Genomic DNA, 25615 nt, shown 5'->3' with positions numbered 1-25615 from the left:
CGCACATTAGATCAGCCGGGTATAAATTACCCGGCTGGTTCTTTTTTACCCACTTTGATTTTCCTCGATTCAATGTTGTTTTGAGGTTATTCTTCTGATTTTCAATTCAGTAAATCGAAATAGGTTTTCAGCGTTCTGAGTGGGCATGCCTATTGACTACATCTGGGCATGTTTAACCCAGCGGAAATGAAAACAAGTTTGAGCTTGTGCAACAATTGCGACTTTGAAAGGTCTTGCACTTTGCGAAATGGGGTCGTTGTCGTCCACTGTCAGGAGTATCGCTTGAGCGATGATCAAGTCTCTATTCCTACCTATTTGAATGCACCAATAGAGGAAAACGTCCCGCAAATCCATAAGCACTTTCACGGTCTGTGTTCAACCTGCGATTCGGCTGCAGGTTGCGAGTGGCGAAGAGATGACTTTATAACCTTTCATTGCGAACACTATAGCTAGTGAAAATCATGATCACAAAAGAATCACCTAAGATGGGAATGTACGAGAACGTGCAACATCAGTTTAACAAGGCAGCGGATATTATCAACTTATCTCCAGCTGTTCGAAAGATCCTCAGTATCACGAATACTGAAATTGTTGTTCACTTTCCAGTGAAGTTGGACAATGGTACGGTTCAGGTTTTTACCGGATATCGCGTCCAGCACAATAATGCCTTGGGCCCATATAAAGGTGGACTTCGATATCATCCAACTGTGGATATTGACGCTGCTAGAGCTTTGGCTACTTGGATGACTTGGAAAACTTCATTGGCTGGATTGCCATACGGTGGAGGGAAAGGTGGAATTCAAATCGATCCTAACCTGTATTCGGATGCGGAACTGGAACGAATTACGCGCAGGTTCACTTTTGCCCTTGGCGATAATATCGGCCCAGAACACGACATCCCCGCACCAGATGTCAATACTACTCCGCAAACCATGGCATGGATTGCCGATACGTTTATGAGCACGCGATCTACCAATGAGCGAACCAAGTACTCTCATGTGGTTACGGGTAAGCCGGTTGGTGCTGGTGGACTTGAAGGTAGAGATCGAGCCACAGGTTTTGGAGTCGTGGTAGGAATTCAAGAATGGGCAAATCACAATAATTACGAGCTGTCCGGCAAGAAATACATCCTTCAAGGCTTCGGTAACGTAGGGTACTGGGCTTCCCATTTTATGCGCGCGAAGGGCGCAGTGTTGGTTGGCGTACAGGATGCCAGCGGATCAATCTATAACAGCGATGGCATTGATCCAGAATCTCTGTTTGAATTTACAGAGAGGAATAATAAGTGCGTGGCTGGCTATCCTGGCGCTTCCCCATATCCTCAAGCTGATTTCTTCAGTTTGGATTGTGATATTCTCATCCCAGCCGCGATGGGAAATCAAATCACCGCAGGGAACGCACATTCTATCAAGGCACTTCTCGTTGCTGAAGGGGCTAACGGCCCAGTAGACAGTGACGGGAGTGAGATCCTTGAAAGTAGAGGAATTGCCGTGATTCCAGATATCTACTGTAATTCAGGTGGGGTGATTGCGAGTTACTTCGAATGGCTACAAAACCGCAACGGTGAGTTGTGGTCATTGGAGGAAGTGATGGAAAAGCTCGAAAAGAAAATGAAGAAGAGCTATGAAACCATGCAGTCTATAGCGAACAAATACAACACCGATTTACGCACAGCTGCGTATATAGGGGCGCTCCAGAGAATTGAACAAGCATACATCCAAAGAGGGATTTTCCCTTGATGGATCGCGATGCAAAGCCCATTTATTCTCTTTTTATTCAAGTAGTTAGCCTTAGTTATGTTCAATTCAATTGGAGTGATTGGAGGACTTGGCCGTGATGGCCGAGTTCCTCTAACCCCGTCATCGGTACAAGAATTAATTCGATCTCTGGAAATAGAAGTTTATTTCACTTCAGGTTCGAGTTTGGCCGCAGGATACAGCGACTTAGAGTATGAGGCAGTAGGGGCTCAGGTGGTCTCGAAGCAGGAGGTCATCCGTTCAGCTGATCTCATCTTGACCACCAACGAAATGGACTTCGTCTCTGAGCTTCGCCCGCATCAATACGTCGTGGGAGTTTTCAATTTCCTCTATCACAAAGAGAGGCTTGTACCATTTATCGATCGGGAATTGACGGTTTACAGTCTGGATCTCTTGCCGAGAACGACGATTGCTCAGTCCATGGATGTTCTTTCTTCCATGGCTTCCTTGGCGGGATACAAGGCGGTTATTAAAGCGGCAAACCTCTATCCATCGGCATTTCCTATGCTGACCACTGCAGCAGGAACCATCAAACCAGCACAGGTGTTGGTCTTAGGCGCTGGCGTGGCCGGTCTGCAGGCCATCGCGACGGCCAAGAGATTGGGAGCGAGGGTTGAAGCCTTTGATGTTCGAAGTTCGGCCAAAGAGGAAGTTGAAAGTCTTGGCGCTCAGTTCATAGAGGTTGAAGGCTATGCTGAATCCAGTGCCCATGGGGGGTACGCGATGGAACAATCCGAAGCGTACAAGGCCAAGCAGCAATTGCTCATTAAATCTCGGGTTGAAAAGGCCGACATCGTAATCAGTACCGCCAACATTCCAGGTAAGAAAGCTCCGGTTTTAATGGATAAGTCCAGTATGGAATCCATGCATCCTGGAAGTGTGATTGTGGATTTAGCATCAGACCAAGGAGGGAACTGTACGGAGTCTGTGGATAACCAAACTGTTCATCACTTTGGAGTCACCATTGTTGGAAGTTCAGCACTGGCAAGTGAGATGGTACATGCGTCGTCCACTTTGCTGTCAAACAACTACACCTCCTTCCTCAAACACCTGCACAAGAACATCGATAACCCTCTGGATCCACTACTGTCTGAAAGTAGAATGGTGGATAAAGGAGTGTGTACGAGACCAACCATTAACACAGAAAGTAAATCCTAGAAATGGAGTATTTCATTGAACATATTGAACTCTTTTACTTCCTCATCTTAGCCGTTTTTCTCGGTGTTGAGGTCATTTCCAATGTTCCGGCTGTATTGCATACTCCACTGATGTCTGGAGCAAATGCCATTAGCGGAATTGTGGTGATTGGTGCCATTCACGTCTTACTCTCACTTCCCAATGAGAATTATGTAGGATTGATTCTAGCTGGCATTGCGGTGTTTGTTGGGACTCTAAATATATCCGGCGGATTCTTTGTTACGAGTAGAATGCTCTTACTATTCGCTAAAGACAAAAAGCAAAGATCATGATGTACGTACCTAGTATCGGTTACTTGGTGTCTACAACGCTCTTTATCGTAGGCCTCAAATACTTGAGTATTCCTTCCAAAGCAGCCAAAGGAAACAGTGTAGCCGCCATAGGAATGGTGTTGGCCGTTGCAGTAACCTTGTTGGGTTTCTCCATGGACGATTGGCATGTGAACAAGGCGATCATCTTGATCTTGGCTATTGGAGCAGGTGTATTCCTTGGTCGTTCGATGTCGAGGAGAGTAGAGATGACAAGAATGCCACAGCTCATATCGCTTTTCAATGCAACTGGGGGCGCGTGTGCAATGCTGATTGGGATATCTGAAACCATGAACAGTACAGAGGAGGGCCTTCCTCCGTTGATGCTTTCGCTCATCTGGCTTAGCGTTTCCATTGGAGCAATGTCGCTCACCGGAAGTTTGGTTGCGATTCAAAAACTTTCGAATAAGTGGAAATTGAAAGTGGGGCCACGAGTGCGACGATTGAATCGAATTTTGCCCCTCTTAATCACGGCTATTGCGGTGGTGGCATTGTTGGGTATATCGGGATATTCGACTTCTATGGTGACGGTCATGATTTCGCTATTGGCCCTTCTCTACGGAGTCACTTTTGTTTGGCCCATTGGTGGAGCAGATATGCCTGTGGTCATCAGCTTGTTGAATGCGTTGACGGGCGTGGCAACCGCACTGACAGGGGTCTTGTTCGACAATAAGATCATGATTGCCGGAGGCATTTTTGTAGGAGCGGCTGGATTGATTCTCACCTTGATGATGTGCAAGGCCATGAATCGCCCCTTGATTAATGTTCTCTTGGGGGCGAAGAATTCAAGTTCCACCGGATCGTCGGCCTCTTCAGAAATTGTGGAAACAAGTGTGGCGGAAGTCACGACACAGATGGCATTTGCGCAGAAGGTCGCCATTATTCCGGGCTATGGTCTGGCGGTAGCTCAGGCACAACAACTCTGTGGTCAATTGCAGAAATCACTTTTGGCTCGAACAACCGAGGTGGATTTCATCATTCATCCCGTTGCGGGAAGAATGCCAGGACACATGAATGTGTTGTTGGCAGAGGCGGATATCGACTATGAACATCTGTATGAGATGTCCGATGTCAATGATCAGATGAATGCCTACGATATGGTTTTAGTGGTGGGTGCGAATGATGTAGTCAATCCAGCTGCTGAGAGAAATGAAGACAGTCCAATTTACGGTATGCCCATCATTAAAGCGCATGAAGCGAAGCAAGTGGTCGTGGTAAAACGAAGTATGAATACTGGCTATGCGGGCATCGAGAACGAGCTGTTCTCCGAGCCGAACTGTAAGCTTCTCTTTGGAGATGCCAAGTTGATATTGAAGGACATTCTAACTGAATTAAAACATCTTTAATACTGTTACACATGAAGTACGGAAAGCTCATCATGGCCCCATCTGAATACGAATTGATCATGAACCTTTTCAATAGAGTTCAACCTAAAGATGTGGTACACAAAGCGTGTTACGATAAGCTTCGATTGGAATTGACCGAAGCCAACATTGTAGAAGAGTCTCAAATTCCTACCGATGTGGTTCGATTGTACAGTTACATCGATGTTCAAACCCCCTTCGGTCGACTTGAGGATTATCAACTTGTCATGCCCTCTCAAGATCTGAGAGATCCAAAGAAACTCTCGATTCTTACCCCAATGGGGACCGCTCTTATCGGTTACGCTCAGGGAGATACGGTACTTTGGAACTTCCCGGTGGGGGAACGTCAAATTCTCATTAATCGGGTTGCGCAGGCGCTTCCGAAAAACCTGCGAGAGTTGGAGAAAAAATGAACCACTTGACCTTGGATCATACGAAAGAAGAGAGGGGTGAACCTAGAGTGTTGAATGGAATTTCCCATCTTCATTCAGAGGCTGATGCTATGGTCATCCACTATTTTTCTGATCCAATTAGCATCGAGTGTTATGATGAAGAACACAAGCTGTCTCGATTTCTAGAGAACAGCGGACTAACGATTCCCGTCCGATATCACATCGGTGAGTTAAGTCCATTCCTTTTTGAGAGCGCGGTAGATACAGGCTTGTTGCCCGTCATTATGTCTCAACGTTGGATGAGAGCGTCGGAGCAATACGACTATCCCATTTCAGGCAAAGTGTGGATTTCCGACCCTCCATCGAGCATGTTTCCCTTGATCATTCACGTAAAGGCGGCTGAAAGTCAGAGTGCGGAGAAAGCAATAGACTTCTACAAACGCTTGCGTGAACGCATGATGTTTAGCGGTAGGAACCCCAATAGGAATCATGAACTCGTAGAGGCAGCGAAGCGAAGCCATCTCGATATAAAGCTGATTCGCAAGCAATGTTCAAGAGCCGCCGTGCGCTGGTATCAGGATGATTTAATGTTAATCGAAAAATTGGGAATAGTAGGTTTTCCTGCCTTTGTATTTGGGAGGGAAGCCCATCCACGATCCTATGATCATTCCATCTACTACACTGCTGAACAGCTCATTCATGAGATCCAGAAAAGAGAAAGGGTAGAAGATTGACAGTGCGGAGTGGTACTTCCATTCACTGATTTTTTAAACTGAAATTCAATTCGATGATGATAGAAAAGATAAAATGGGTATTTGCCGTCTTAATCGTGTTTTTGGTCATTCTCGGAACGAATTTGATCGATAGGAGAAACTTCAAACAGCTCAAGAATTCGGTGGAAAACATCTATGATGATAGGATGGTAGCCAGCAATTTAATTTACCGAATGACGAGTCTGCTTCGAAATCGTGAATTGCTGATCGTTAGAAGTGATACCACCCATTATGACGAGCGAGTGAGGGTTTTTGAGGATAAGTTCAAGGATATCATTTCAGAGTATCGCAGCACCAATCTCACAGATTTTGAGCAAATAGAACTAAGCAGGGTGATTGAGGCTAAGAATCAATTGAGCCGAATAGAAGAACAACATGTCCAGTTGGGGCAACACAATCTCGACGTCATCGTTGGGCGATATGACCGAATTTATCGCCACATGGATGAGCTCTCTACCATTCAAATGGAAGAAAGTGCCAAGCAGAAGCGGATAAGTCAGAAAGCCATGGACTCCGTAGAGTTCTTCACAAATATTGAGATATATATGCTGGTTTTCCTCGGTGTTCTAGCGCAAGTCATCATCTTGTACCGATCAAAATAGGGCTTGCAAAGGCGTATAGAGTTTCGTCTTGAATGCCCTTTTATCATCCAAACATCGCTCCACCTTCCGCTTGTCCCGCTTGAAGAGATTTGATAATGAACGCATTCAACCCATAGAATGCTAAGTCCAAATGAATGAGATTAGATCCCATCGACAAATATGTATTGCTTCCCATCAACCGATTTATCAGTAACTCGTCCACCAGTGGGATTTTATTATTTGCCTCTGCAGTCATTGCATTAGTACTTGCTAATTCCCCATTGAAAGAAGAGTACCATCATTTTTGGGAACACACTTTCACCATTGGTTTTAGCGATTTTTCAGTATCCAAATCCCTGCATCACTGGATCAATGATGGACTGATGTCCGTTTTCTTTTTCGTTGTCGGACTGGAGTTGAAACGGGAGATTATGGGAGGTGCACTTTCCAAGCCTAAGGATGCTATTGCGCCCATTTTTGCAGCGCTTGGGGGCATGGTCGTTCCGGCTTTACTGTACTGGATTTGGAATCCGGCAGGAGAGGCTTCCAATGGTTGGGGAATTCCCATGGCTACAGATATTGCCTTCGCCTTGGGGATACTTTATCTCTTAGGGGATAAGGTGCCGATTGCGCTAAAGGTGTTTTTAACAGCGCTGGCCATAGTAGATGATTTGGGCGCTGTGCTGGTCATCGCATTTTTCTACACGTCGGATATTTCCACCCTCAGTCTGCTGATAGGCGGCGGTTTTCTAGCGGTACTATTGTTAGCCAATCTATTAGGAGTGAGAAATACGTTGTTCTATGGAATTGTTGGGATCGGTGGACTGTGGTTAGCATTCCTCCTTTCTGGGATTCACGCTACCATTGCAGGAGTGATTGCGGCATTGACCATTCCGGCTAACGTAAAAATTGGTGATAAACGGTTTGTTGTAAAAATGAATGATCTCACCAATGCATTCGAAAGGGCGGCACCCAACAACGTTACGCTAGTTACAACAGATCAACTTCATATCCTCGACCGAATCCGACGTTATTCCAAGGCCGCAATGACTCCCTTACAACGTCTTGAACACAGCATGCATCCTTTGGTGAGCTTTGTAGTTATGCCCATTTTCGCTCTCGCCAATGCTGGGATCACGTTCTCGGGAAACTTCTATTCGAACTTGGGCAGTTCGGTCAGTTTGGGAGTCCTCTTTGGACTGGCTTTCGGGAAGTTTATCGGAGTAGTTGGATTCACGAAAATCCTCGTTAAGCTCAAATTGGCAACCCTTCCAGAGGGTGTGCGTTGGCGTCAGCTTTACGGTACAGCATTGCTCGCAGGCATCGGTTTTACGATGTCCTTATTTATCACAGACCTGGCATTTGTAGACAAGACGTATATCCTACAAGCGAAAATTGGAATCTTCATCACCTCCCTGTTATGTGGATTAGGTGGGTACTTGATTTTGCGCAAAAGCTGAATGGGTGTTGTTCGGTATGGAGCCTACATCAGAATGGGAGGATGAGGTATGGGGGGGGCATTCATCTGTGATGTACGTTTACTTAGATTAGTCTTCGGAATTCGTAAATTTTGCGAGATGATCAACTCCAAACGTTGAATTCTGCAAAGGCTATCTTTGCTCTACTGAATGAACTAATTATCAATGGATTACCTCGTTACCCAACCAGACGGTGAGTTGAAAAACTACATCAGCCATTATTGGGTGGGTACATGGAATCTAGATAGTACTCCTCCAAACGATTCCTACTACGTAATCGCCAGTAGTACCACGGAGTTTACGTTTGGTTTTAGTGGGTCGGGCAAAGAAGATGATCTTCTGTTTTCCATTGTACACGGGCATACGCAAGAGCCGCTTCAAAAGATGGTAGAGGGCTATTATCACTTGATTGGAGTGTCCATATATTCCCATGCCATCCCCTCACTATTCAATATTCCAGCGTACGATTTAAATCGGGAGTTTTTGCCGTTGTCGATTTTTTTGGGAGGCGAGGGAGAAGAGTTGAACGATAGAATCGCCAATGCGAGAACTTCCCGCGAACGCTTAGAAATACTCGATGATTACTTTAAGGGGCGCTTGAAGCATCAGCGGGAGAGCGATGTGAGAATGCTTAAGGCGATAAAGGAAGTTAAACGCTTCAATGGCAACTCTAAAATCATAGATCTGGCGAGTGATTCCTTTCTTTCTCAGAAACAATTTAACCGTCGTTTTAAAGACTTTTCAGGTTTCAATCCCAAGACGTTTTCGAAGATTATTCGTTTGGAATCGGCCATAAAGAACTATCCAGCGTTCCCCAGTTTAACGGAATTGGCACTCAAAGTGGGGTACTATGACCAAGCTCACTTTATTCGCGAATTCAAAGAACTCACGGGTTTTAGTCCGCGTGAGTTTTGGAAGTTGAGTGAGAAATAGGGCTAAGAATGTCCATTTTATACAATTCAGGCAATCGTGTAAGTCTGAGTTTTGTTGGTGTAATGACTCCTTGTACAAGTTGAAATATGAAAATCCAAAGTCTGTTCATAGCATTTCTGCTCCTGTTGAATACCTCTATAGTACTGGCTCAAGTGTCAACGGATTCGGAGTTGTTTATCACCCTAAAAACACAAGACAGCCTTTTCTTTGAAAGAGGTTTTAACCAATGTGATTTGGTTTTCTTGGAGAGTCATTTGACGGAGGATCTAAAGTTCTATCACGACCAAAGTGGGTTTCAAGACAGGGAGGCTTTTTTTGAGAACACTAGGAAGTACATCTGCTCTGGCTCTGGGGCTAAACCCATTCGCACCGTGGATCCAACCAGCTTAGCGGTCTTTCCCTTATATGATGAAGGCGAGATTTACGGGGCTATTCAGACAGGCGTTCATCATTTCTACCTCAGAGAACAAGGGGTAGAGGATGTTTGGACAAGCACGGCAAAGTTTACCCATGTTTGGGTTTTGGACAACGAGGCTTGGAAATTGAGCGAAGTGCTGAGCTACGACCATCAACCACCAACGAATGAGCAATCGCTCAACACCATTGAACAATTATTGGTGGAGAGCAATGTTCCTGCTTTAGGGCTTGGCATTATTGAGAATGGCCAATTGACGAAAGTGGAAGTGTATGGAACCTTGGACGGAAAGCGAACGGCACCCTACAACACCATTTTCAAAGTGGCATCACTTACAAAGCCAATTGTAGCCTTGCTTACTTTAAAGTTGATTGATGAAGGTCTGTTGGAACTGGATGAGCCACTTTATAAATATTGGGTGGATCCCGACCTTGTAGATGACGCACGCCACAAGTTGTTAACGCCAGAAATTATTCTCTCTCACCAAACGGGTTTCCCCAATTGGCGGTACATGACCGAGGCCAATGTGCTTGCTTTTCAATTTGATCCGGGTACGAGGTATCAGTATTCTGGCGAAGGTTTTGAGTATCTGCGAAAGGCGATAGAAAACAAGTTGGGGAAGAGCATGGAAGAGTTAGCAGAAGAGAAGTTGTTTGGTCCTTTGGGAATGAATGACACTCGTTTTTGGTGGGATGCAGGCATGGACGAATCGAGATATGCGTATAACTTCAATGAGAATGGTGAAATGATAGAGGTCGATAAGTACTACGAAGCCAATGCTGCGGCCAATCTGCTAACTACGGTTGAAGATTATGGCAAATTCGCAGCTTATGTGGTCAATGGTGCGGATCTCTCGGATACCTTATTTCAGAATATGTTAGCTCACCATGTTCAACTCCGAGAAAACGACTTTTTCGGTCTGGGGTGGGAAATTCTAACCGGTTTTCCAAATGATGAATATGCCTTGCTACACACAGGTAAAGATCCGGGTGTGAGTACATTGGTCATCGTCTTTCCTCATTCCAAAAACGGCTATATCATCTTTCTTAACGGAGATCATACCGATCCCGTGTATGAAGAAATCTTGACCCATCAACTCTATTTGGGAGAAGCCCTCTGGAACAAACGCTGAAACCTTGCACCTTTCCCCCTTCAAAATGAAAACACAACTGAAATTTATTGTAGCAGTGCTGTTTACTTCTTGTGCGCAAGAGTCGAATCAAACAGCTAGCCCGCGCCAAGAGAGCTCTTTAGCTATTCAAGCAGAAACAATCGTTCAGCCATCTGTCGGAGATACGCTAGGTGAGTTTATTCACACGAAGTACATTCATTCCGAAGGGTCCAATTATCAGTTAGTCATTGAGAACAGTTTTCCAAAAGGGGGATTTTCCTACACCGATACACATGGGAATGCACTTGCGTATGTTGTCTTTTGGACGCGTATCACGAATAAGGGAAGTTCGCCCATCGATCTACATTTAGATTTCCCCGCGAGTGCATTTGAGCTGCATTCATCACCTGGCATTAACTTCAAAATCTACATGCCATTGGACACTATGGATGCGCGCCGTGCTCCACTGGAGAATTATGGATTGAACAACATAGAGTCTTTGTTAGATGATAATTTAGATAAAGGTTCTTCACGGACATACGCTATTGCTCCGAAGCAGAGTCATGCCTTTTATGCTGTGGTTCTGACCAGTGGCAGGATTAACGGTACAGTGCGTGCTGGGTTGAAGTTGGATGGACGCAAGGCGTTCTATAGTGTGAATGGGGTGGAGGTTCCTTGTGGGAGCTTTTAGCCGAAGGATTCCGAAATTTATTTTGAGCAAACAGACCTGTCAGGCGCCACATCGCAAGGAGAAGAGCTGTTTAACACCCATCATTCAATATGCCTTTTACCTCGTCTTACATGGTTAGATTTCTATTCGTCATAGCGCTTCTCTTTTCTTCATGTTCGAGGAAGGTCGCCCCGATGTCTTACCAATATTCGGTGCCAGAATCGGGGGATTGGCAAACATCACACTTCAAAGCCTACGATATCGACTCTTCTGGAATTTATCAGTTGTTCAATCAACTGAATGAAGGCGGTCATGCAATCCACAGTATCTTATTAGTAGTGGATGAAAAGCTAGTAATAGAGGAGTATTTTGATGAATATAGCCGACTAGATCGTCATGATCTTCGATCTGTTAGTAAGAGTATTCGATCCCTTTTAATGGGGATTGCAATAGATCGTGGTTTCATTGAAAGCATAGATGATCCCATCTACAAATACTTGCGTCATCCAACACCACAAAAAAACATGGATAGCCGCAAGGAGCAGATTACGATTCGACATCTCTTGACCATGTCTACAGGTCTCGATTGCAATGATTGGGACCGTCACTCCTTGGGTCAAGAAGATAGGATTTACAAGAAGGACGATTGGCTCCAGTACTTCATCGATCTTCCCATGGTGAATGATCCGGGCGCTGTGTCCCACTATTGTAGTATGGGCACCGTGCTTGCCATGGAAGTGATTGCTCAGGCTGCAAACATGCCGATCGATGAATTTGCCAATCAGTATTTGTTTGAACCGCTAGGGATTGAAAATGTCGGGTGGGAGCATACTTCTCAGAAGGAGATCAGTTCATCGGCTTATAGACTGTCTATGACCCCACGAGATATGGCCAAGATCGGTCAGTTGGTTCTGAATGGGGGAGATTGGAATGGCCGTCAGATTGTATCGGAAGTTTGGATAGAAGAATCCACCTCTGCATTAACCTCCATCACGGGCATACCGTATGGATTGCTATGGTGGAGAATTCCCCTTGTTGAGGGAGATCAGAAGTACGAGTTGATTGCAGCAACGGGGAATGGAGGTCAGTATATCATGATTTGTCCGGAGTTGGATATGATTGCCGTTTTTACGGGAGGTGCCTATAATTCTGAAGACGACAAATTTCCCTTTGTGATTATGAGAGAAATATTTATTCACACTTTTAAAGGTAATTGACAGTCGGTTTACACCTCCCTGATTTGTGAATAGCCGTTCAGCGCGGCTTTTATCTGAGCCGAACACTATTGTGAAATACGATACCTTACTAGAAGAAATTTTAGGTATAGGATTGAGAATAAAGTGAAGAAGAATTTGAATCTAATTATAGATGATAAAGCACCGTGAAAAAATAAGTAAAACGAAGACTGTACTTGTTTACATAGCAACCCTGTTATTGGGCTATGTACTATTTATCATTCCAGATGTCTTCTTTGGAGTGACAAAAATCAATGGAGGTAAGCAAGGTGTCAATTTACTTTTCATTGCCCTCTTCCAGTTTTTATCCATTTCGGCATTACTGTATGTCTCGCTAAAACTACTGAAGGTGGATTTTACGTTCATCGGTTTAAAATTCACGAACTTCAAGAAAGACGTGCTTCTAGGGATAGTTTTTGGTGCCCTCTGGACTATTCTACAATTTGTCATATTTATTCCTTTCACGGGAGGAGCCGATCGGGCGGACATCAAAGGGATGCTTCAGATGTACGACGGGAGTCTAACAGGACTTCTATCCTTTATTGCTCTTGGTGTGATCGGTGGCGGCATTACCGAAGAGTTGTTTAATAGAGGGTTTCTCATCAATGTCCTCAAGGGGGTGTTTCAGAACCCTAGAACGGGGTTGTGGATATCTGCCGTCCTGTCTATTCTGATATTTTCATTGGGCCATATGCCGGTAACCGCATTGGATTGGTTTGATATCCTTGTGCCGACCCTCATGTATACCTTGTTGTTTGTTTTTACAAAAAGACTCACGGCCTCTATTGTAGCCCATGGTGTGTACAATTCGTCAGCCATCCTTCTTACATACTACATGTATTCAGACTTCGTGTAATTGACGGAGGACAAAAGGGGTAGAACGATCGGTTGCATTGCTATTCTGACGGGCAGAAGAAAGTCCAGGCTTGGGGATAATAGAATCACAATTTTAGAACAGGAGAATACGAATACCGGTTTGTTTATCGATAATACAATCGATGATGAATAGACGACAACTTTAAAACAATAAAGAGCAAGAATGTATCACCCTAGATTCTATGGAGATTTTTATAACATGGGGCTCAAATATGGTAGCCTATTGTTGAATAAGGCAAATTTCGTTTTACCAGAGATTAGTAAGGAAAAGTTCGAATTCGGTCTTCAGTCCTATGCCCATCTGCAAAACTTTTATTCCGAAGTAATAGAAGAGATTGAAGGGTTTGCGGAAGGAATAAAAGACAAACCAGAGAATGTGGGTGCATTCTTATTGAGCCTAGGTGTATTCAATAGTGCGGGTCAATGTAGCGTCTTTGCTTTTCGGAACAAAGAGTCAGTTCTCTTTGGAAGAAACTACGACATGCTCTTTGAGTTCAAAAAGTTCACCGAGAGTAGCCTAATTGCCCCTCAAGGTAAATTTGCCTACATCTGTCAGTCGGATGTGTTCATTGGTCGTTCTGATGGAATAAATGAAAAGGGGTTAGCCATTGCCATGTCATTTGTGAATGGGACAAGAATTCAACCGGGAGTAAGTTTTCATTTCATAGTGAGGAGAGTCTTGGAAGAATGTGAATCAACACAGCAGGCGGTAGAACTGATTCAAGAGGCACATGTGTCTTCTGCCAATAACTTTCTAATTGCAGATAGGTCGGGAGATTTGGCGGTTGTTGAATCTTGTCCGCAGAAAGCCATGGTCAGAAAGCCCAAATCTGATGAGAATTTCATCAGCATCACGAATCAGTTTCAATTGGCTGAAATGAAGAGTTTTGATGATGGAGGTGTTGAGTGGAGTAAGAGTATAGAACGATATGAAGGATTGGAGAGGCAGTTAAAAGGCATGTCGAGCATAGACTTGGACAGAGCTAAAGAAGTCCTGTCTGATGAATGTGTCTGCTTAGATTTGAAAAAGCAAGGATTTGGTACCATTTGGTCGGTCGTTTCAAATCTCAATGAATTGAGAATAGAAAGAGCTGAAGCCAAGCCTAAAGTCAAAAACTATAAGCCTGATACCCGATTGCAATGGTGGCTCAATAAGCGGTGATGTGGGGCTTTATATTTTGCATTGAAACCACATAACGGTATGGAGGTGAGGAGTGATAGATCTCTGGCGGCCCGTGAAATATAATCGTGCAAAGGCTGGTTTCCCGATGGGTTGTAGAATGTCCCTTTTATACAATTAGCCCCCCAGTTCAGTAGGTAGTTTTGCTTCATTATTAAACATAATGAAAGGACAAAACATGAAGAGTAACGCGAGAATTGCAGGTGGGTTAATACTTCTCAGCTTCATCACGGGATTGCTAAGCGTGTCGCCAGGTGTAGATTCAGCAGACTATCTTACCGAAGCGGCAGGTCAATCAAATCAAACCATTGCAGCGGCGCTGTATCAATTTATTCTGGCCATTATTTACGTGGGGATAGCTCTTTTATTCTTTCCTGTATTTTCTAAGCTCAATAAGATGCTGGCGGTGAGCTTTCTGGGTTTTAGAATCATCGCTACAACGCTGATGCTCGTGGGAACCGTTCTTCTCCTTTCCATACTCGTTCTGAGTCAAGGTTATGTGAATCACCCTACATCTGATACCCACACTCTCCATATCATCGGGAATATGCTGAGGTATTCTCGCGACTATTTCAATCATGTGTTTATGGTGCTTGTATTGGGAATCAGCAATTTAATCGCGTACTATATTTTCTTTCGGTCAAGGCTTATTCCTTCATGGATATCCATTTGGGGGATGGTAGGAACCCTGCTATCCATGACGGCCAGTGTATTGCTGATGTTCCAAGTATTTGACGTAATCACAACGGAGTATTTGATACTCAATACACCAACCGCAATTGTTGAATTATTGCTGGGTTTCTGGTTGATTATTAAAGGATGGAATACCCGTGATTTGCCGTTCGCCCATGAGTAATGCTATACCGTTGCCAACCGATATTGATATAGAGGTTTACCGAACAACCTTCCAAACAGAAGGTGAGTTTACCTCGTTCTTACTCGATGTACTGGAACACTGCTTTCAGCTAAAAATCTCCCTTGATTTGGAAGATAGAGACAAAGTACTCCGAATTGAGTCTCAGAACATCGTTCCAAGATCTTGCCTTCAGAAACTCTCCAGCTTGACGGATGTAGAAATGAGTATTTTGGAAGATGAACGTGACACAGCGGAGCCTGGGTTTCTCCTTCCTCAGAGGGATGTGTAGATTTGTAGAGGACGTTGGGTTGTACTCCCATTCCGTAACTTCGAGAACTACGAAAGCAATCAGTGGGTAGATGAGGGAATATTTGAAATCATTTGATATCCTGACGGAGGATGAAATCGATTTGTTCGAGAAGCTGATCGTTCGGAAGTCCATCAAGAAAGGCGACTTCTTCATACAAGAAGGACATACGTGTAAGGAAATTGCCTTCATTGAATCTGGGCTTTTTCGTTCCTATTACTATTCTTCAGAAGGGGAGGAGGTTACCTATTGTTTCTCCTTTTCCAATTCCTTCACAAGTGCGTATTCTTCTTTCTTATCTCAGACGCCAACAGTAGAGAATATTCAAGCCCTCACGGATTGTGAGTTGTTGACCATTTCTCGGCGTGAGATTCTCAAATTGGAGAAGACGAGCTACAATTGGTTGAAGTTGTTTAAAGTGATGGCCGAGCAGGAATTCATAGGTATGGAGAAAAGGATATTTCTCTTGCAAAGGGGGACGGCCGAAATTCGCTACCGTGACTTGTTGAGCCATCAACCGGAATACTTGCGCTTGATTCCTCTGAGCTATTTGTCCTCTTACCTCGGGGTCACTCCTCGCCATTTAAGCCGAATCCGAAAAGCGATTTCGAATTAGACATTTGTCCTTTAGCAGCTGTTTCATTGTGCGGTTCTTTGAAGTCTAAAATCGCGAGAACATGAAACAGATCGTAGTCATTGTAGGGCATCCCAATAAAGAAAGCTTCAATTACGCTTTAGCCGATGCTTACGTTCAAGGCGCCCTTCAATCCGAGGCACAAGTGAGTCGTATCAACATTGCAGACCTAGACTTCAACCCCAATATGTCATCCGGAAATCGGCAGGCCTCCCAACTGGAACCAGACCTAAAAGAGGCGATTGAAAAAATCAAGAAGGCCGATCACATTGTGTGGATTTACCCCATGTGGTGGTACGGTTCTCCTGCATTGATGAAGGGGTTTATCGACCGGACCTTTCTTCCGGGGATTGCTTACAAGTATGTTGAAGGCAAGGCGTTTCCCAAAAAATTATTCAAGGGTAAGACTGCTCGTTTAATCATCACGGCAGATACTCCTAGGTGGTATGATTATCTCTTTATGAAGAGTCCTGCCATTAATCAACTCAAGAAAGGCACCTTACAATTCAGTGGAGTGAGTCCAGTCAAGGTCTCTTTTATCGCACCTATTATTAAATCGAAGGAAACGTTTCGAACCCAATGGCTGCAAAAAGTGACAGCATTGGGACGAGACTTGAAGTGAGAAAGGGGGGAGCTATCCATGTCATTTAGTGGGTAAGTATGGGACCTTTCAATTCACTTGAGAATACATGCAATAAAACCTTATTGCAGAGGGAATAATGTTTTTAAGATCTCCAACTTGGAAATTCGTATCTATGTAAAATCGAGCATTTTGCTACATCATTCTGAGTTGGAGTGCCTTTCTCATCTCTCAGTGAAATGAGACGAAATGAAGGTTGATGTGTTCCCTGCTTACTTATTTCTTCAGAGATGAAAACATGGTCTTATTTCTTGATTCTCAGTTTTCTGTATGCTTCCATTTCCTGCAAAACGGTCGTTCCAGAAGTCACGGCTCAGACCAATCTAGAAGTGAACTCCATGGTAAGTGGGAGTAGTGAGTTGGAGATTTGGATCAACAGAACCCTTGTGGTTGGAACCGTTATGCCCGGCATGGATAGCCTCTCTTGCCTCCTAGAAGAATTGGATTTGGAGGCAGATACCGATCGAGTAGTGCGCTATCGAATCGATGTACATCCTCAACCTTCCATAAGTTATTCGTTTTACAAAAGAAACGACCGTGCGCCTATCGACTCAAAGCATAGTCGGGCTCTTGCCGAACTAAGGTCCGCCTACTTCGATAATTTTGGTATGGGATTATACGACGAAAATGGAATTGCATATGGGGTCTTCTCCAACATCATCACCGTAGATTTTGCACCGAGAACACCGGTAGATAGGATTGATCAAATCCTAAATACGCATGAAGCCACCAGGTTCTTTCGATGGAGGGAGAACACCTATCACGTGGAATTTAGTAAGGGGATAGGATACGATATCCTAGAGGTTGCCAAGTCCCTGCTCAACTACGACGAGGTTACGGGTGTAAATCACCGAATTCGAGTGATTAATAGTCCAACGTAGGGTTGGGTGGAGGTAAACCTCACATGGGTTGTATTGATATCGCCAATTTCCTTATTTCATCTGCAATCTCGAGATCTACATTCCTGTAATAATGCTGAGTCGTTTTCAAATGGGTATGACTGAGTATTGTGATCATTGCTATGCTGGAATCATGATTCCTTCGGGTGGGCTACACTTTATGAAACCACAGCTGCTTTTGCAATATATCTTAGAGTTGTAGTACCCAAACCTACGTCAATCTCGCTGTAGTTGCTTAACTCACTTTGGAGCAGCAAAGAAAACCGAAGCGTCGTGCGTTCGGGGGTAGTAAAGCGGAGAGGTTTAATTCGCCATCCCTCGAGGCTATATTATCTTTCCATACTACTCACTCGTCAACATCAATTGACTAGAGCAATATTAGAATGGGAGGGGCTTAAAGCAAAGCGCAAAATCGTGCAGAAGTGAGCAAATACGGGAAGTTTAGGAGCGTATGCATCTTTTTAGGATCTTGGTGAGCAGGTGATGCAATTATGGAAACATGAATCAACTGTAACTTCGCAATTTTGCGAAGTGGAACCTCGGAATCGACAGAGGTGCGGGAGTTAGTTTTTTGGCAAATGGGTTGGCTTCAAGCTCTAAAAGTATCAGTTCTGCACTGTTGTTCCCAATGTGCTTTGAAAAGCTAATATTAGTTAAGTCAAACCGTTTTGTTGAGATATCAAGACAGAGTCTAGGCTGTGGCTGATTCAGTTGAACAACGGTCTCGTGTATGGATAGTTGCGGATTTCAACCCGCTAAACTGCTAGATAGCGCTGACCTTTGATTTATAGTCTTGTATGTCAACATAGTACAGAATGCACTATTTCTCATACACAATGTTGGTTGCCGTTATTTTTTTATAATTTCTCCGGTAGTCCCTTCAATTTCAAATCGTTCAATGTCCTGGTCAAAAATGATAACATCTTCATTTTGAAATCCTGTAACTATCAATTCTGCTACCTTATCTGAGACAATTTCTTGAATTTCAATGTCATGAATTACTTCAAATCGCAAAATCAAACCCAAAATAGGAACACCACCACGATTAGCTACTTCAATCGTTGTGTCTTCTAGTTTGTGCTTTAATACTACAGGACCTTCAGTATCTCTTGGGTATTCATTCCATATTTTCTCAACATATGCATTGAATTGAAACCTTCCATTAGGTGTGTTTAGATAGAGAGGTTGTTCTTTTCCAAGATATGTCATGCTCAATTGCTCAGCTTCTAAATCTTGTTTAATTTTTGGGTTATGAGTTTCTTCGATTGCGGTTTCAACATTCGGTGTTGTAGCATCAAGAATGTGAAAACGAAGATTGATCTTTTGGATTCTTCCTTCCATGTCTTCGTCCCGAAATTCTCTTAATATGGCTAATTTTATTCCTTTATGTTTCGCGAACTTATTTGCATCTCTAGTGAAGTCATTGCACGTAAAAACAAAAGCTTCATCGGGTTGAATATCGTCTACCACAGCACTAAAGTCTCTGATTATTCCAAGTCCAACAGAGTCTTCTGATATATCAAAATCTTTACATTCAATTAAAATGCGTCTGTTAGTGCCGTTGTCTTCAAAATATACATCAATTTGATGCTTCACAGTGCTCTCTCCGATAAGCTTAATATCGTGTATTACTTTTCCGGCATCGATGAGATGTTTGAGAACCATAGCTGCAAGAATCTCATATTTCGTTCCCGCTTTAATGATGTCTTTGTCAAAGTATTTATCAAAAAGCTTGTCGTATGTAGAAAGTCGTTTAGTACTCATGGTTATTTTTTTATGGCTGCCATCGGCCATGGCTAAGACAAGTGCGGGATTTTGAAACCGATTTATTGTTCGCTAGACCGATTGTCCTTTAGTTGTAAAATTTTCATTCTAAGGCAGTCAACCCGCATTTGCTATAGCCTATGTTGGCACCAGTTTTTACTTCATCCATGCAATCATGAAAGACAATACCGAAAATATTAGCACAACCATTTGATAGTAAAAGTATTTCCATGAAAGTCTCCCGAGCAATAAAGTTCTTTCCCGAAGTTCTTTGAATTTGCATTTTATGGTTTCGTCATCCTTGATCTCAGAGTCTTTAATGTAATAGTGTCGTGAAGATAATGTGTCAAAGAATGTTGAGTGCAATGGCATTCCTTCGATAGAGATGTAATCATCATCTAGTCTCTTGTAGCCATACTTTTCATCAAATGCTTTAATTCGGACAGTGTTGCTATGTCGAGTCAATCTGAGATCAAATAATCTTGATAGCATGGTGACAGTTCCGCAACAAATTGAAGCAAAGGCGAATAGTGCTGAAAGTCTTGATAATGTGATTTTCCAGTCGATATTCTGTAGTGTGAAATCAATTTGAGTGTCAGTTTCAATTTCTTTCAAAATGAAACCCAAGATTCCAATTGCCACAAGAAGAAAGAAATTATTAGCAAATCCAAATTGGGTCAAAGTCTTATCTGCCCAGAATCGATGCCGTTCACGGTACTCTTTCTCCGTATATTTTTGGTCTTCTGTCATTTTTTAAATTGGTGCCAACGGTTCGGCTATGAGCAGTAGCGTCCCGCAGGGCGCTATTGCTTATAGATTTTGTTGGCGGTAGTTTTTATTTACTGTACAGTTTTTTGATCATTTGAATTTGATTTATCTCATCCTCGGGCAATTCATACTCAATATTATACTCTTGAATTTTCCTAAATAGCGTGTCACCAACCCCGTGGATTAAGGCTATCCTTTCGTGTACAATTTTTCCGGTTTTTTGAATTAATTCATTGTCAATATTGTCTAATTGTTTTTGAACTTCCTGTTCATCATTTGTATCAGGATGCCTGATATTTCTTAAAACGTGAATTAGTTCACGAAATTTAGAATAGTCGTCTTTTCCACCTCCATTTCTCCATTCATTGAGTGCATAGTCTGAATCATAATTACCTTCGATATCCATTGCTTCTGCAATCACCCCTGCATAAAGGACTTGAACCCTTCGTTCCAGATAGTTTTCAATATCTTCGGTTGAATTAATAGAAGGTGTCCATGGCTCACATCCAGATGAACCAGAATGTCCTTGAGGAAAATTAAATTTAGCTGAAATTCCATGAGTTTTAAACTTCATTTCACGAGCAAGAATATAGTGACCTGCCTCATGGTTACAAACCTTTCTAATTCTAATTGAATCATGTTGATGAATTCTCATTCTTAATTTTAATTATGCGATTAAATCTTCCTTCAAATCGTAAACTAGTAAAAACGGGTCTTGATCGTGAATAATTTGTATTTGTGTTTGGCACTCTGGACAAGAAAGCTTTTCCGTTTCATCCTCAACACTAATCAATTCATCACAATCGGGGCAAAGAAGATGAGTTGTGGAACAAATGACACATTCACTAATTCCTATTTTCTTGCTTTCTTTTGGTTGCCTTGGCAATTCTGGAAATAAGTCTAATTGGTCTGGGTCAATAGTTTCATTTGATTCGTACTTTACTTCTAATTCTTTATCTAGATATCCCCATGGAGTGAAACTCTCCGAATGAACACAAAGGTTGGAGATGCAGCTAAAAGAAACGGATTCCAACCATGCTTCATGCTTTCTATGTTCTTCAATTTGGAGAAGAATTGTTTCGCTCAATTCTAAGGCAGATGGGAGTACTCTTTGATATTGTATGTTTTTATTTCCTAGTTCCTTTTGGATGTCGGGATGAAACTCATCCTTATTCTTTCCGTCTGTAAAGTCCTCGGTATTATTTGAGACGAAGATTACTTGGTTGTCTCCGGAATATGTGAGTCCTTCCAAATAATTGACTATTGAAAACAAAATTGAAGCATCTGCGATATTGTTCTTTTTATTGTGGAAAGGGGCTTTTCCAGAAATTGAGAGGTTGAAAACCTTAATTTTTAGTTCATCTCTGACTGGAATAATTTGACATTCCTCCTTTAAGAACGTTTCCACTTTAACTATGTGTTCTTCATTTAGCTCAATGTCCCTCACTAGCCCAGCAATAAATTCTTTTTCAATTTCATCAACGTTCCTGGAGACATACCTTTTTATTTCGGCAAAAGCCTGTTTGGGATTTTCTGCTTTCCGTTTAAGTTTCTCTATTCGATGTTTAGCATGTTCCTTATTTCTCTCCCACTCCGATATAATTACCTCATTAACGAGAATTGTAATTTCTGCTCGCTGAACAAAATCGCGTAGTCTGTCAATTAACTCGAAATGAAGGTTACCGTGATCCTTGTTTGAAATAGGGTCTAGTCCATTGGCTAAGTAGAGCCAAATATTCGTATCGAGAGCAAGATATATCAATGTCGTTCTTCTAGTTTTAAATTACCGCCAACGCCCAGGCTATGAAAACGGACTGCCACTAAGAACACATGGTTGGAGAGAGCAGAGTTGAAATAGCCGCAGCTTGAGTTTAAATACGCTTGAAGATACGAAAGCGGCGGCAAAAAGAGTACTGTACCGAAGCCATGTGGCCGTTTGTTTTATAGCCATTGTTAGGCAACGGCTTTAGAAAGCGCCCACCGGACTGATCCTAAAAACCCAAACCCACGAACGCTGCGTTTTCCCTACGAGGTACCATGGTTCCCAAATATCCAAACAGTGGTGGCGCTTATTGAAAGCCCAAACCTTTGGTGAAGACAATGACCTCCCTAAAAAACACAAAAGCCCGGCGAAATGCCTGGCTTAGATTACTTGCTGTTGCCTAACGTCTCGTATAAACATCTGTGCGAAGCATGGGGTTTATACATTGTTAGCTACCGCTTTATTTTATTTTTTAATTCTTCAACCGAGAGAGTATCTAAAACTCTATGCAACATTCGGTGGCAATTAGCACAGACTAAAGCCAAGTCCTTTAGAGATGTTTCGGTTTCTTCCTTTATTTCATGAAGTGGTCTTCGATGATGGCACTCCATAAACCCCATTCCTAGTTCACCATATTTTTCATAAAAGTCAAAACCGCAAACTTCGCAGTCGAGCTTTCCATGTTTCTTTAGATAACTTTCTTTTTTCTTTTTATTGATTTTCGGGTTACGCTCAATGTGTTTGTGAAGTTTATAAATGACTTTGCCTTCTTTGACTTTGAAAGATTCTTCATCTTCATCATCTTCAATCTTGTATAGTTTGATTCCAAGTTTTGAATTAATAGAGGTCTGTTTGATTTTTAATGCTATTGCATGCAGCTCATCTTTATCGTTTAAAAATTCTTCAAAAACTTCTTTATCCAACTTACTATAGGATTCCATTCCTTTTCCGTTATAGTCCGGATCAATTGCGAGAAAATTGCTCAGTTTTAGTCCAACACCATTTGGGTTTCTAAACTTAACTTGGTCAGGTCGTTCCTCATGAATTGGAAGTTTATTTAAAATTTCAGAAAGCTCAATTACTTCAGGATTTCTGGCATGGATTTGACCTGGTTCGGTTCTAAAATACAAGTCAAGGGCTAGAATTATTTCATCTCTATGCCATTTGGGATTTCTCATAGATTAGATGTAAAGGTTTAAAGTAGGACTGATAACAATTTTTTCACGTTCTTTTATTTTATTCAATTCTGAATCTTTTGTGACGGGATAAAAAGTATTTAGTCTGCGATAAGTGACATTACCAGTTCCTTTTACTTGTTTAGTCTTTGTGCCTGTCCAAATTGAATAATAGACTTCATTTAATTCGAATGTAATCCAATCTATACTTTTTACGTCATTACAAACCGTAGAATATTGATCGAATACTTCTTGAATTTTTAAGTCAAGCTGTCTTGGGTAAAAGTCTTCATTATGATATGATTTTCCCGTTTCGTATTGCTTAGTGATTTTCGAATAATGTCTATTTAGGATATGAATAATTGAGTATTCATTCATTTCAATATCTTGGTTACATAGAGTAAAGTTGACAAAACTAGAACCGCTCTTTTCTAATATTTCTTCCGCGATGTGAAAGAGGTGTTTAGATTGTAATAGAATCGCCCATTTTTTATATCTGTAGTAAAATCTACCTTTTGCAAAAAGGTCATTCTTTATTTCTGGAAGATCATCAAGACTTTGGATGTCTTCTCTGCATTGTTTTGAGCACTGCTGCAATAATTGGTTTGAATGGTTGGTTTTCTGAATTACTTCATACCATTTGTCAGCTTCTCTGATTAAATATGCCAAGTCTTTACGAGCCTCTTCTGGCGAAATTTGTACTACTTCTGTTTTATGAGGTTTATAATACTTAGAACCCCCTGTTATATCATGAAAGTAACTTAAGTAGTAGGATTTGAACTTAGCATCATTAAGAAAATCAAGCGTATCGGGATCTTCAGTGTGTACTAATGAAATCTTTAGGCAAGAATAAACATAGTTTCTCTCATGTGCGGAGATAGGTTTTCCTTCCTTGGCCATTTTAAATAAATCTTCAAATATGGCCCTAGTTCTGAATTGCTCCTCTTGGGAGTCATTTTTCATTTGTAGATCTTCAATTTGGTATTTCATGTAGATGGTAGCTAACTCCTTGATATGTTCAGGTTTGTGTTCCTTAATATCTGAAATGACTTTGATATGAATAGGTTTGAGAGATCAAGAATCAGGTTAAATCTAAAAAAAGAAAAGGGCCTCTCGGCCCTTCTTCACGCTAATTGAAACTTCCCTGACATGGTCAGCTGCCGCATATCATCTGCAATCTTCTGATCTACTATCCTAGCATAGTGCTGAGTGGTCTTCAAATTGGTATGTCCGAGCATCCTGCTTACCGACTCAATTGATACCCCGTTTTGTAGAGTTACTGTAGTAGCAAACGTGTGTCGTGCTACATGAAAAGTGATTTGCTTTTTAATCCCATAATCTCTTTGAGGTAGGCATTGAGTTTTTTTCTCTGAAAATCGAGAGTAGGAGGCTACACAGGATATTTTGCTTCTCATCCCTTTCCTTTCAAAGCAGAGCTAGACTCTCGGTCGGGATTACTCCTTTCGCTTTGCTTCAGTCGTGATCCTTGGGAGGGAGCCTTACAAAACTTGAAAACCACGGCTACTCCTGCGTCGCATCCTAGTTTTTTAATGCCCAAACCTTCACTCAAATTTGCTGCGGTCGCTTGGATACTGTTTAGTCTTGATTGGATAATTTCTGTCGGGATTCCGCTGCGCTTCCTATCGTCAGCTTGCGGCATCCTAGAGAAGAAGTCCTGCACTTAATTAAACCACGCCGCTTCGTTCCTCAGCGTCTCGTTTTTTAACACACAAACTTTCGCTCAAACTCCCTTCGGTCGCTTGGATACGGATGTCTCCTGTCCTCGTTTCTCTGTCCCCAAGGGATTACTCACTCCACTTCGCTTCGTTCGTGATCCCTTGGAGGGAGCCTACAAAACTTGAAAACCACGGCTGCTCCTGCGTCGCATCCTAGTTTTTTAATGCACAAACCTTTCCTCAATCTCCCTTCAGTCGCTTGGATTCGGCTGTCTCCTGTCCTCGTTTCTCTGTCCCCAAGGGATTACTCACTCCACTTCGCTTCGTTCGTGATCCCTGGGAGGGAGCCCTACAAAACTTGAAAACCACGGCTGCTCCTGCGTCGCATCCTAGTTTTTTAATGCACAAACCTTCACTCAAATTTGCTGCGGTCGCTTGGATACTGTTTAGTCTTGATTGGATAATTTCTGTCGGGATTCCGCTGCGCTTCCTATCGTCAGCTTGCGGCATCCTAGAGAAGAAGTCCTGCACTTAATTAAACCACGCCGCTTCGTTCCTCAGCGTCTCGTTTTTTAACACACAAACTTTCGCTCAAACTCCCTTCAGTCGCTTGGACTCAGTTATGTGTATTAAAAAACCCTGAGCGCTTGCGCGTCAGGGTTTAATTAAGTGCGGAGAGGGAGGGAACTGAACCTCTCGTATATCGTCCTGAAAATCAGTATTTCAGAGCCTTGCTTCTCAGAAGGGTTACGATTTGAAAACTTCTCAGTGCAGAGGGCTTCTCGCTCAGAAGTTCTCAGATTGCAACGTGTTAAATATAGAATGAATACTTATATTGGTCAAATATTGACAAGTCATAATTTA

At 42.5% G+C, this 25615-nt stretch carries 25 protein-coding genes and 1 pseudogene; 19 read left to right on the top strand and 7 right to left on the bottom strand.

Annotation, left to right across the window (positions count from 1 at the left end; genetic code table 11):
* Positions 1 to 461: 461 nt before the first annotated feature.
* The 19 genes from F8C82_RS07960 to F8C82_RS07870 all read left to right on the top strand — a co-directional run bounded on the left by F8C82_RS07960 (position 462) and on the right by F8C82_RS07870 (position 17588).
* Positions 462 to 1739: a Glu/Leu/Phe/Val family dehydrogenase gene (locus F8C82_RS07960; RefSeq protein ID WP_151693061.1), complete on the top strand. Its 1278-nt coding sequence runs from the start codon at positions 462 to 464 to the stop codon at positions 1737 to 1739.
* Between the two features lie 57 nt (positions 1740 to 1796).
* Positions 1797 to 2915: an NAD(P) transhydrogenase subunit alpha gene (locus F8C82_RS07955; RefSeq protein ID WP_151693060.1), complete on the top strand. Its 1119-nt coding sequence runs from the start codon at positions 1797 to 1799 to the stop codon at positions 2913 to 2915.
* Positions 2916 to 2917: 2 nt separating this feature from the next.
* Complete coding sequence (locus F8C82_RS07950; RefSeq protein WP_151693059.1) at positions 2918 to 3226, top strand: NAD(P) transhydrogenase subunit alpha; 309 nt, start codon at positions 2918 to 2920, stop codon at positions 3224 to 3226.
* A complete protein-coding gene (locus tag F8C82_RS07945; RefSeq protein WP_151693058.1) occupies positions 3223 to 4608 on the top strand; it encodes an NAD(P)(+) transhydrogenase (Re/Si-specific) subunit beta in 1386 nt (461 codons plus the stop codon). The genes F8C82_RS07950 and F8C82_RS07945 overlap by 4 nt, the downstream gene beginning before the upstream one ends.
* An 11-nt stretch (positions 4609 to 4619) precedes the next feature.
* Positions 4620 to 5039: a GreA/GreB family elongation factor gene (locus F8C82_RS07940; RefSeq protein ID WP_151693057.1), complete on the top strand. Its 420-nt coding sequence runs from the start codon at positions 4620 to 4622 to the stop codon at positions 5037 to 5039.
* Positions 5040 to 5050: 11 nt separating this feature from the next.
* Positions 5051 to 5752 (top strand): DsbA family protein, encoded by a 702-nt coding sequence (locus tag F8C82_RS07935; protein ID WP_170266193.1) that lies wholly within the window; start codon positions 5051 to 5053, stop codon positions 5750 to 5752.
* A gap of 53 nt (positions 5753 to 5805) precedes the next feature.
* Positions 5806 to 6393, top strand: a complete 588-nt coding sequence (locus tag F8C82_RS07930) for an MCP four helix bundle domain-containing protein (protein WP_151693055.1) — start codon at positions 5806 to 5808, stop codon at positions 6391 to 6393.
* 134 nt (positions 6394 to 6527) lie between these two features.
* On the top strand, positions 6528 to 7832 hold the full coding sequence (nhaA, locus tag F8C82_RS07925) for a Na+/H+ antiporter NhaA (RefSeq protein ID WP_151693054.1): 1305 nt from the start codon (positions 6528 to 6530) through the stop codon (positions 7830 to 7832).
* A gap of 183 nt (positions 7833 to 8015) precedes the next feature.
* The gene (locus tag F8C82_RS07920; RefSeq protein ID WP_151693053.1) at positions 8016 to 8783 is read left to right on the top strand and encodes a helix-turn-helix domain-containing protein; all 768 of its coding nucleotides are present in this window, start codon (positions 8016 to 8018) and stop codon (positions 8781 to 8783) included.
* 86 nt (positions 8784 to 8869) lie between these two features.
* The gene (locus F8C82_RS07915) at positions 8870 to 10330 is read left to right on the top strand and encodes a serine hydrolase (protein WP_151693052.1); all 1461 of its coding nucleotides are present in this window, start codon (positions 8870 to 8872) and stop codon (positions 10328 to 10330) included.
* A gap of 25 nt (positions 10331 to 10355) precedes the next feature.
* Entirely contained in the window at positions 10356 to 11000 is a 645-nt protein-coding gene (locus F8C82_RS07910) for a hypothetical protein (protein ID WP_151693051.1), read from the top strand.
* Between the two features lie 173 nt (positions 11001 to 11173).
* Positions 11174 to 12196 (top strand): serine hydrolase domain-containing protein, encoded by a 1023-nt coding sequence (locus F8C82_RS07905; protein ID WP_223279520.1) that lies wholly within the window; start codon positions 11174 to 11176, stop codon positions 12194 to 12196.
* Positions 12197 to 12347: 151 nt separating this feature from the next.
* On the top strand, positions 12348 to 13070 hold the full coding sequence (locus F8C82_RS07900; RefSeq protein ID WP_151693049.1) for a CPBP family intramembrane glutamic endopeptidase: 723 nt from the start codon (positions 12348 to 12350) through the stop codon (positions 13068 to 13070).
* 183 nt (positions 13071 to 13253) lie between these two features.
* Positions 13254 to 14252, top strand: a complete 999-nt coding sequence (locus F8C82_RS07895; protein WP_151693048.1) for a C45 family autoproteolytic acyltransferase/hydolase — start codon at positions 13254 to 13256, stop codon at positions 14250 to 14252.
* Between the two features lie 196 nt (positions 14253 to 14448).
* Complete coding sequence (locus F8C82_RS07890) at positions 14449 to 15126, top strand: DUF4386 domain-containing protein (RefSeq protein ID WP_151693047.1); 678 nt, start codon at positions 14449 to 14451, stop codon at positions 15124 to 15126.
* Complete coding sequence (locus F8C82_RS07885) at positions 15119 to 15415, top strand: hypothetical protein (protein WP_151693046.1); 297 nt, start codon at positions 15119 to 15121, stop codon at positions 15413 to 15415. The genes F8C82_RS07890 and F8C82_RS07885 overlap by 8 nt, the downstream gene beginning before the upstream one ends.
* Before the next feature lie 70 nt (positions 15416 to 15485).
* Positions 15486 to 16049 carry a Crp/Fnr family transcriptional regulator gene (locus F8C82_RS07880; RefSeq protein WP_151693045.1) on the top strand — a complete coding sequence of 188 codons (564 nt, stop codon included), beginning with the start codon at positions 15486 to 15488 and terminating at the stop codon, positions 16047 to 16049.
* A 61-nt stretch (positions 16050 to 16110) separates the two neighbouring features.
* A complete protein-coding gene (locus tag F8C82_RS07875; protein WP_151693044.1) occupies positions 16111 to 16689 on the top strand; it encodes an NAD(P)H-dependent oxidoreductase in 579 nt (192 codons plus the stop codon).
* A gap of 248 nt (positions 16690 to 16937) precedes the next feature.
* Positions 16938 to 17588: a hypothetical protein gene (locus tag F8C82_RS07870; RefSeq protein WP_151693043.1), complete on the top strand. Its 651-nt coding sequence runs from the start codon at positions 16938 to 16940 to the stop codon at positions 17586 to 17588.
* A gap of 867 nt (positions 17589 to 18455) precedes the next feature.
* Here the strand turns inward: F8C82_RS07870 and F8C82_RS07865 are convergent.
* The 7 genes and pseudogenes from F8C82_RS07865 to F8C82_RS07835 form a co-directional block, all read right to left on the bottom strand.
* Positions 18456 to 19370, bottom strand: a complete 915-nt coding sequence (locus F8C82_RS07865; protein ID WP_170266192.1) for a restriction endonuclease — start codon at positions 19368 to 19370, stop codon at positions 18456 to 18458.
* A gap of 156 nt (positions 19371 to 19526) precedes the next feature.
* Positions 19527 to 20120 (bottom strand): hypothetical protein, encoded by a 594-nt coding sequence (locus F8C82_RS07860; protein ID WP_151693041.1) that lies wholly within the window; start codon positions 20118 to 20120, stop codon positions 19527 to 19529.
* A gap of 85 nt (positions 20121 to 20205) precedes the next feature.
* Positions 20206 to 20793: a hypothetical protein gene (locus tag F8C82_RS07855; protein ID WP_151693040.1), complete on the bottom strand. Its 588-nt coding sequence runs from the start codon at positions 20791 to 20793 to the stop codon at positions 20206 to 20208.
* 12 nt (positions 20794 to 20805) lie between these two features.
* Positions 20806 to 21900 (bottom strand): PIN domain-containing protein, encoded by a 1095-nt coding sequence (locus F8C82_RS07850; protein WP_151693039.1) that lies wholly within the window; start codon positions 21898 to 21900, stop codon positions 20806 to 20808.
* Between the two features lie 452 nt (positions 21901 to 22352).
* Entirely contained in the window at positions 22353 to 23078 is a 726-nt protein-coding gene (locus tag F8C82_RS07845; protein WP_151693038.1) for an HNH endonuclease, read from the bottom strand.
* Between the two features lie 3 nt (positions 23079 to 23081).
* Positions 23082 to 24065, bottom strand: coding sequence for a hypothetical protein (locus F8C82_RS07840; protein WP_151693037.1), 984 nt, complete (start codon positions 24063 to 24065; stop codon positions 23082 to 23084).
* A gap of 134 nt (positions 24066 to 24199) precedes the next feature.
* A pseudogene (locus F8C82_RS07835) lies at positions 24200 to 24441 on the bottom strand (tyrosine-type recombinase/integrase); the annotation flags it as partial.
* Positions 24442 to 25615 lie beyond the last annotated feature (1174 nt).

The organism is Phaeocystidibacter marisrubri, from assembly GCF_008933165.1.
Taxonomy (GTDB): Bacteria; Bacteroidota; Bacteroidia; order Flavobacteriales; family Schleiferiaceae; genus Phaeocystidibacter; species Phaeocystidibacter marisrubri.
The sequence above is the reverse complement of the archived record's forward strand: the minus strand, read 5'-3'. Positions and strand labels throughout refer to the sequence as shown.

What these genes read in the sequence shown, in the direction of transcription:
- F8C82_RS07960 (WP_151693061.1), top strand. Translation starts at nt 462, where the DNA reads ATGATCACAAAAGAATCACCTAAGATGGGAATGTACGAGAACGTGCAA.
- F8C82_RS07955 (WP_151693060.1), top strand. Translation starts at nt 1,797, where the DNA reads ATGTTCAATTCAATTGGAGTGATTGGAGGACTTGGCCGTGATGGCCGA.
- F8C82_RS07950 (WP_151693059.1), top strand. Translation starts at nt 2,918, where the DNA reads ATGGAGTATTTCATTGAACATATTGAACTCTTTTACTTCCTCATCTTA.
- F8C82_RS07945 (WP_151693058.1), top strand. Translation starts at nt 3,223, where the DNA reads ATGATGTACGTACCTAGTATCGGTTACTTGGTGTCTACAACGCTCTTT.
- F8C82_RS07940 (WP_151693057.1), top strand. Translation starts at nt 4,620, where the DNA reads ATGAAGTACGGAAAGCTCATCATGGCCCCATCTGAATACGAATTGATC.
- F8C82_RS07930 (WP_151693055.1), top strand. Translation starts at nt 5,806, where the DNA reads ATGATGATAGAAAAGATAAAATGGGTATTTGCCGTCTTAATCGTGTTT.
- nhaA (WP_151693054.1), top strand. Translation starts at nt 6,528, where the DNA reads ATGAGATTAGATCCCATCGACAAATATGTATTGCTTCCCATCAACCGA.
- F8C82_RS07920 (WP_151693053.1), top strand. Translation starts at nt 8,016, where the DNA reads ATGGATTACCTCGTTACCCAACCAGACGGTGAGTTGAAAAACTACATC.
- F8C82_RS07915 (WP_151693052.1), top strand. Translation starts at nt 8,870, where the DNA reads ATGAAAATCCAAAGTCTGTTCATAGCATTTCTGCTCCTGTTGAATACC.
- F8C82_RS07910 (WP_151693051.1), top strand. Translation starts at nt 10,356, where the DNA reads ATGAAAACACAACTGAAATTTATTGTAGCAGTGCTGTTTACTTCTTGT.
- F8C82_RS07905 (WP_223279520.1), top strand. Translation starts at nt 11,174, where the DNA reads ATGTCTTACCAATATTCGGTGCCAGAATCGGGGGATTGGCAAACATCA.
- F8C82_RS07900 (WP_151693049.1), top strand. Translation starts at nt 12,348, where the DNA reads ATGATAAAGCACCGTGAAAAAATAAGTAAAACGAAGACTGTACTTGTT.
- F8C82_RS07895 (WP_151693048.1), top strand. Translation starts at nt 13,254, where the DNA reads ATGTATCACCCTAGATTCTATGGAGATTTTTATAACATGGGGCTCAAA.
- F8C82_RS07890 (WP_151693047.1), top strand. Translation starts at nt 14,449, where the DNA reads ATGAAGAGTAACGCGAGAATTGCAGGTGGGTTAATACTTCTCAGCTTC.
- F8C82_RS07885 (WP_151693046.1), top strand. Translation starts at nt 15,119, where the DNA reads ATGAGTAATGCTATACCGTTGCCAACCGATATTGATATAGAGGTTTAC.
- F8C82_RS07880 (WP_151693045.1), top strand. Translation starts at nt 15,486, where the DNA reads ATGAGGGAATATTTGAAATCATTTGATATCCTGACGGAGGATGAAATC.
- F8C82_RS07875 (WP_151693044.1), top strand. Translation starts at nt 16,111, where the DNA reads ATGAAACAGATCGTAGTCATTGTAGGGCATCCCAATAAAGAAAGCTTC.
- F8C82_RS07870 (WP_151693043.1), top strand. Translation starts at nt 16,938, where the DNA reads ATGAAAACATGGTCTTATTTCTTGATTCTCAGTTTTCTGTATGCTTCC.
- F8C82_RS07865 (WP_170266192.1), bottom strand. Translation starts at nt 19,370, where the DNA reads ATGAGTACTAAACGACTTTCTACATACGACAAGCTTTTTGATAAATAC.
- F8C82_RS07860 (WP_151693041.1), bottom strand. Translation starts at nt 20,120, where the DNA reads ATGACAGAAGACCAAAAATATACGGAGAAAGAGTACCGTGAACGGCAT.
- F8C82_RS07855 (WP_151693040.1), bottom strand. Translation starts at nt 20,793, where the DNA reads ATGAGAATTCATCAACATGATTCAATTAGAATTAGAAAGGTTTGTAAC.
- F8C82_RS07845 (WP_151693038.1), bottom strand. Translation starts at nt 23,078, where the DNA reads ATGAGAAATCCCAAATGGCATAGAGATGAAATAATTCTAGCCCTTGAC.
- F8C82_RS07840 (WP_151693037.1), bottom strand. Translation starts at nt 24,065, where the DNA reads ATGAAATACCAAATTGAAGATCTACAAATGAAAAATGACTCCCAAGAG.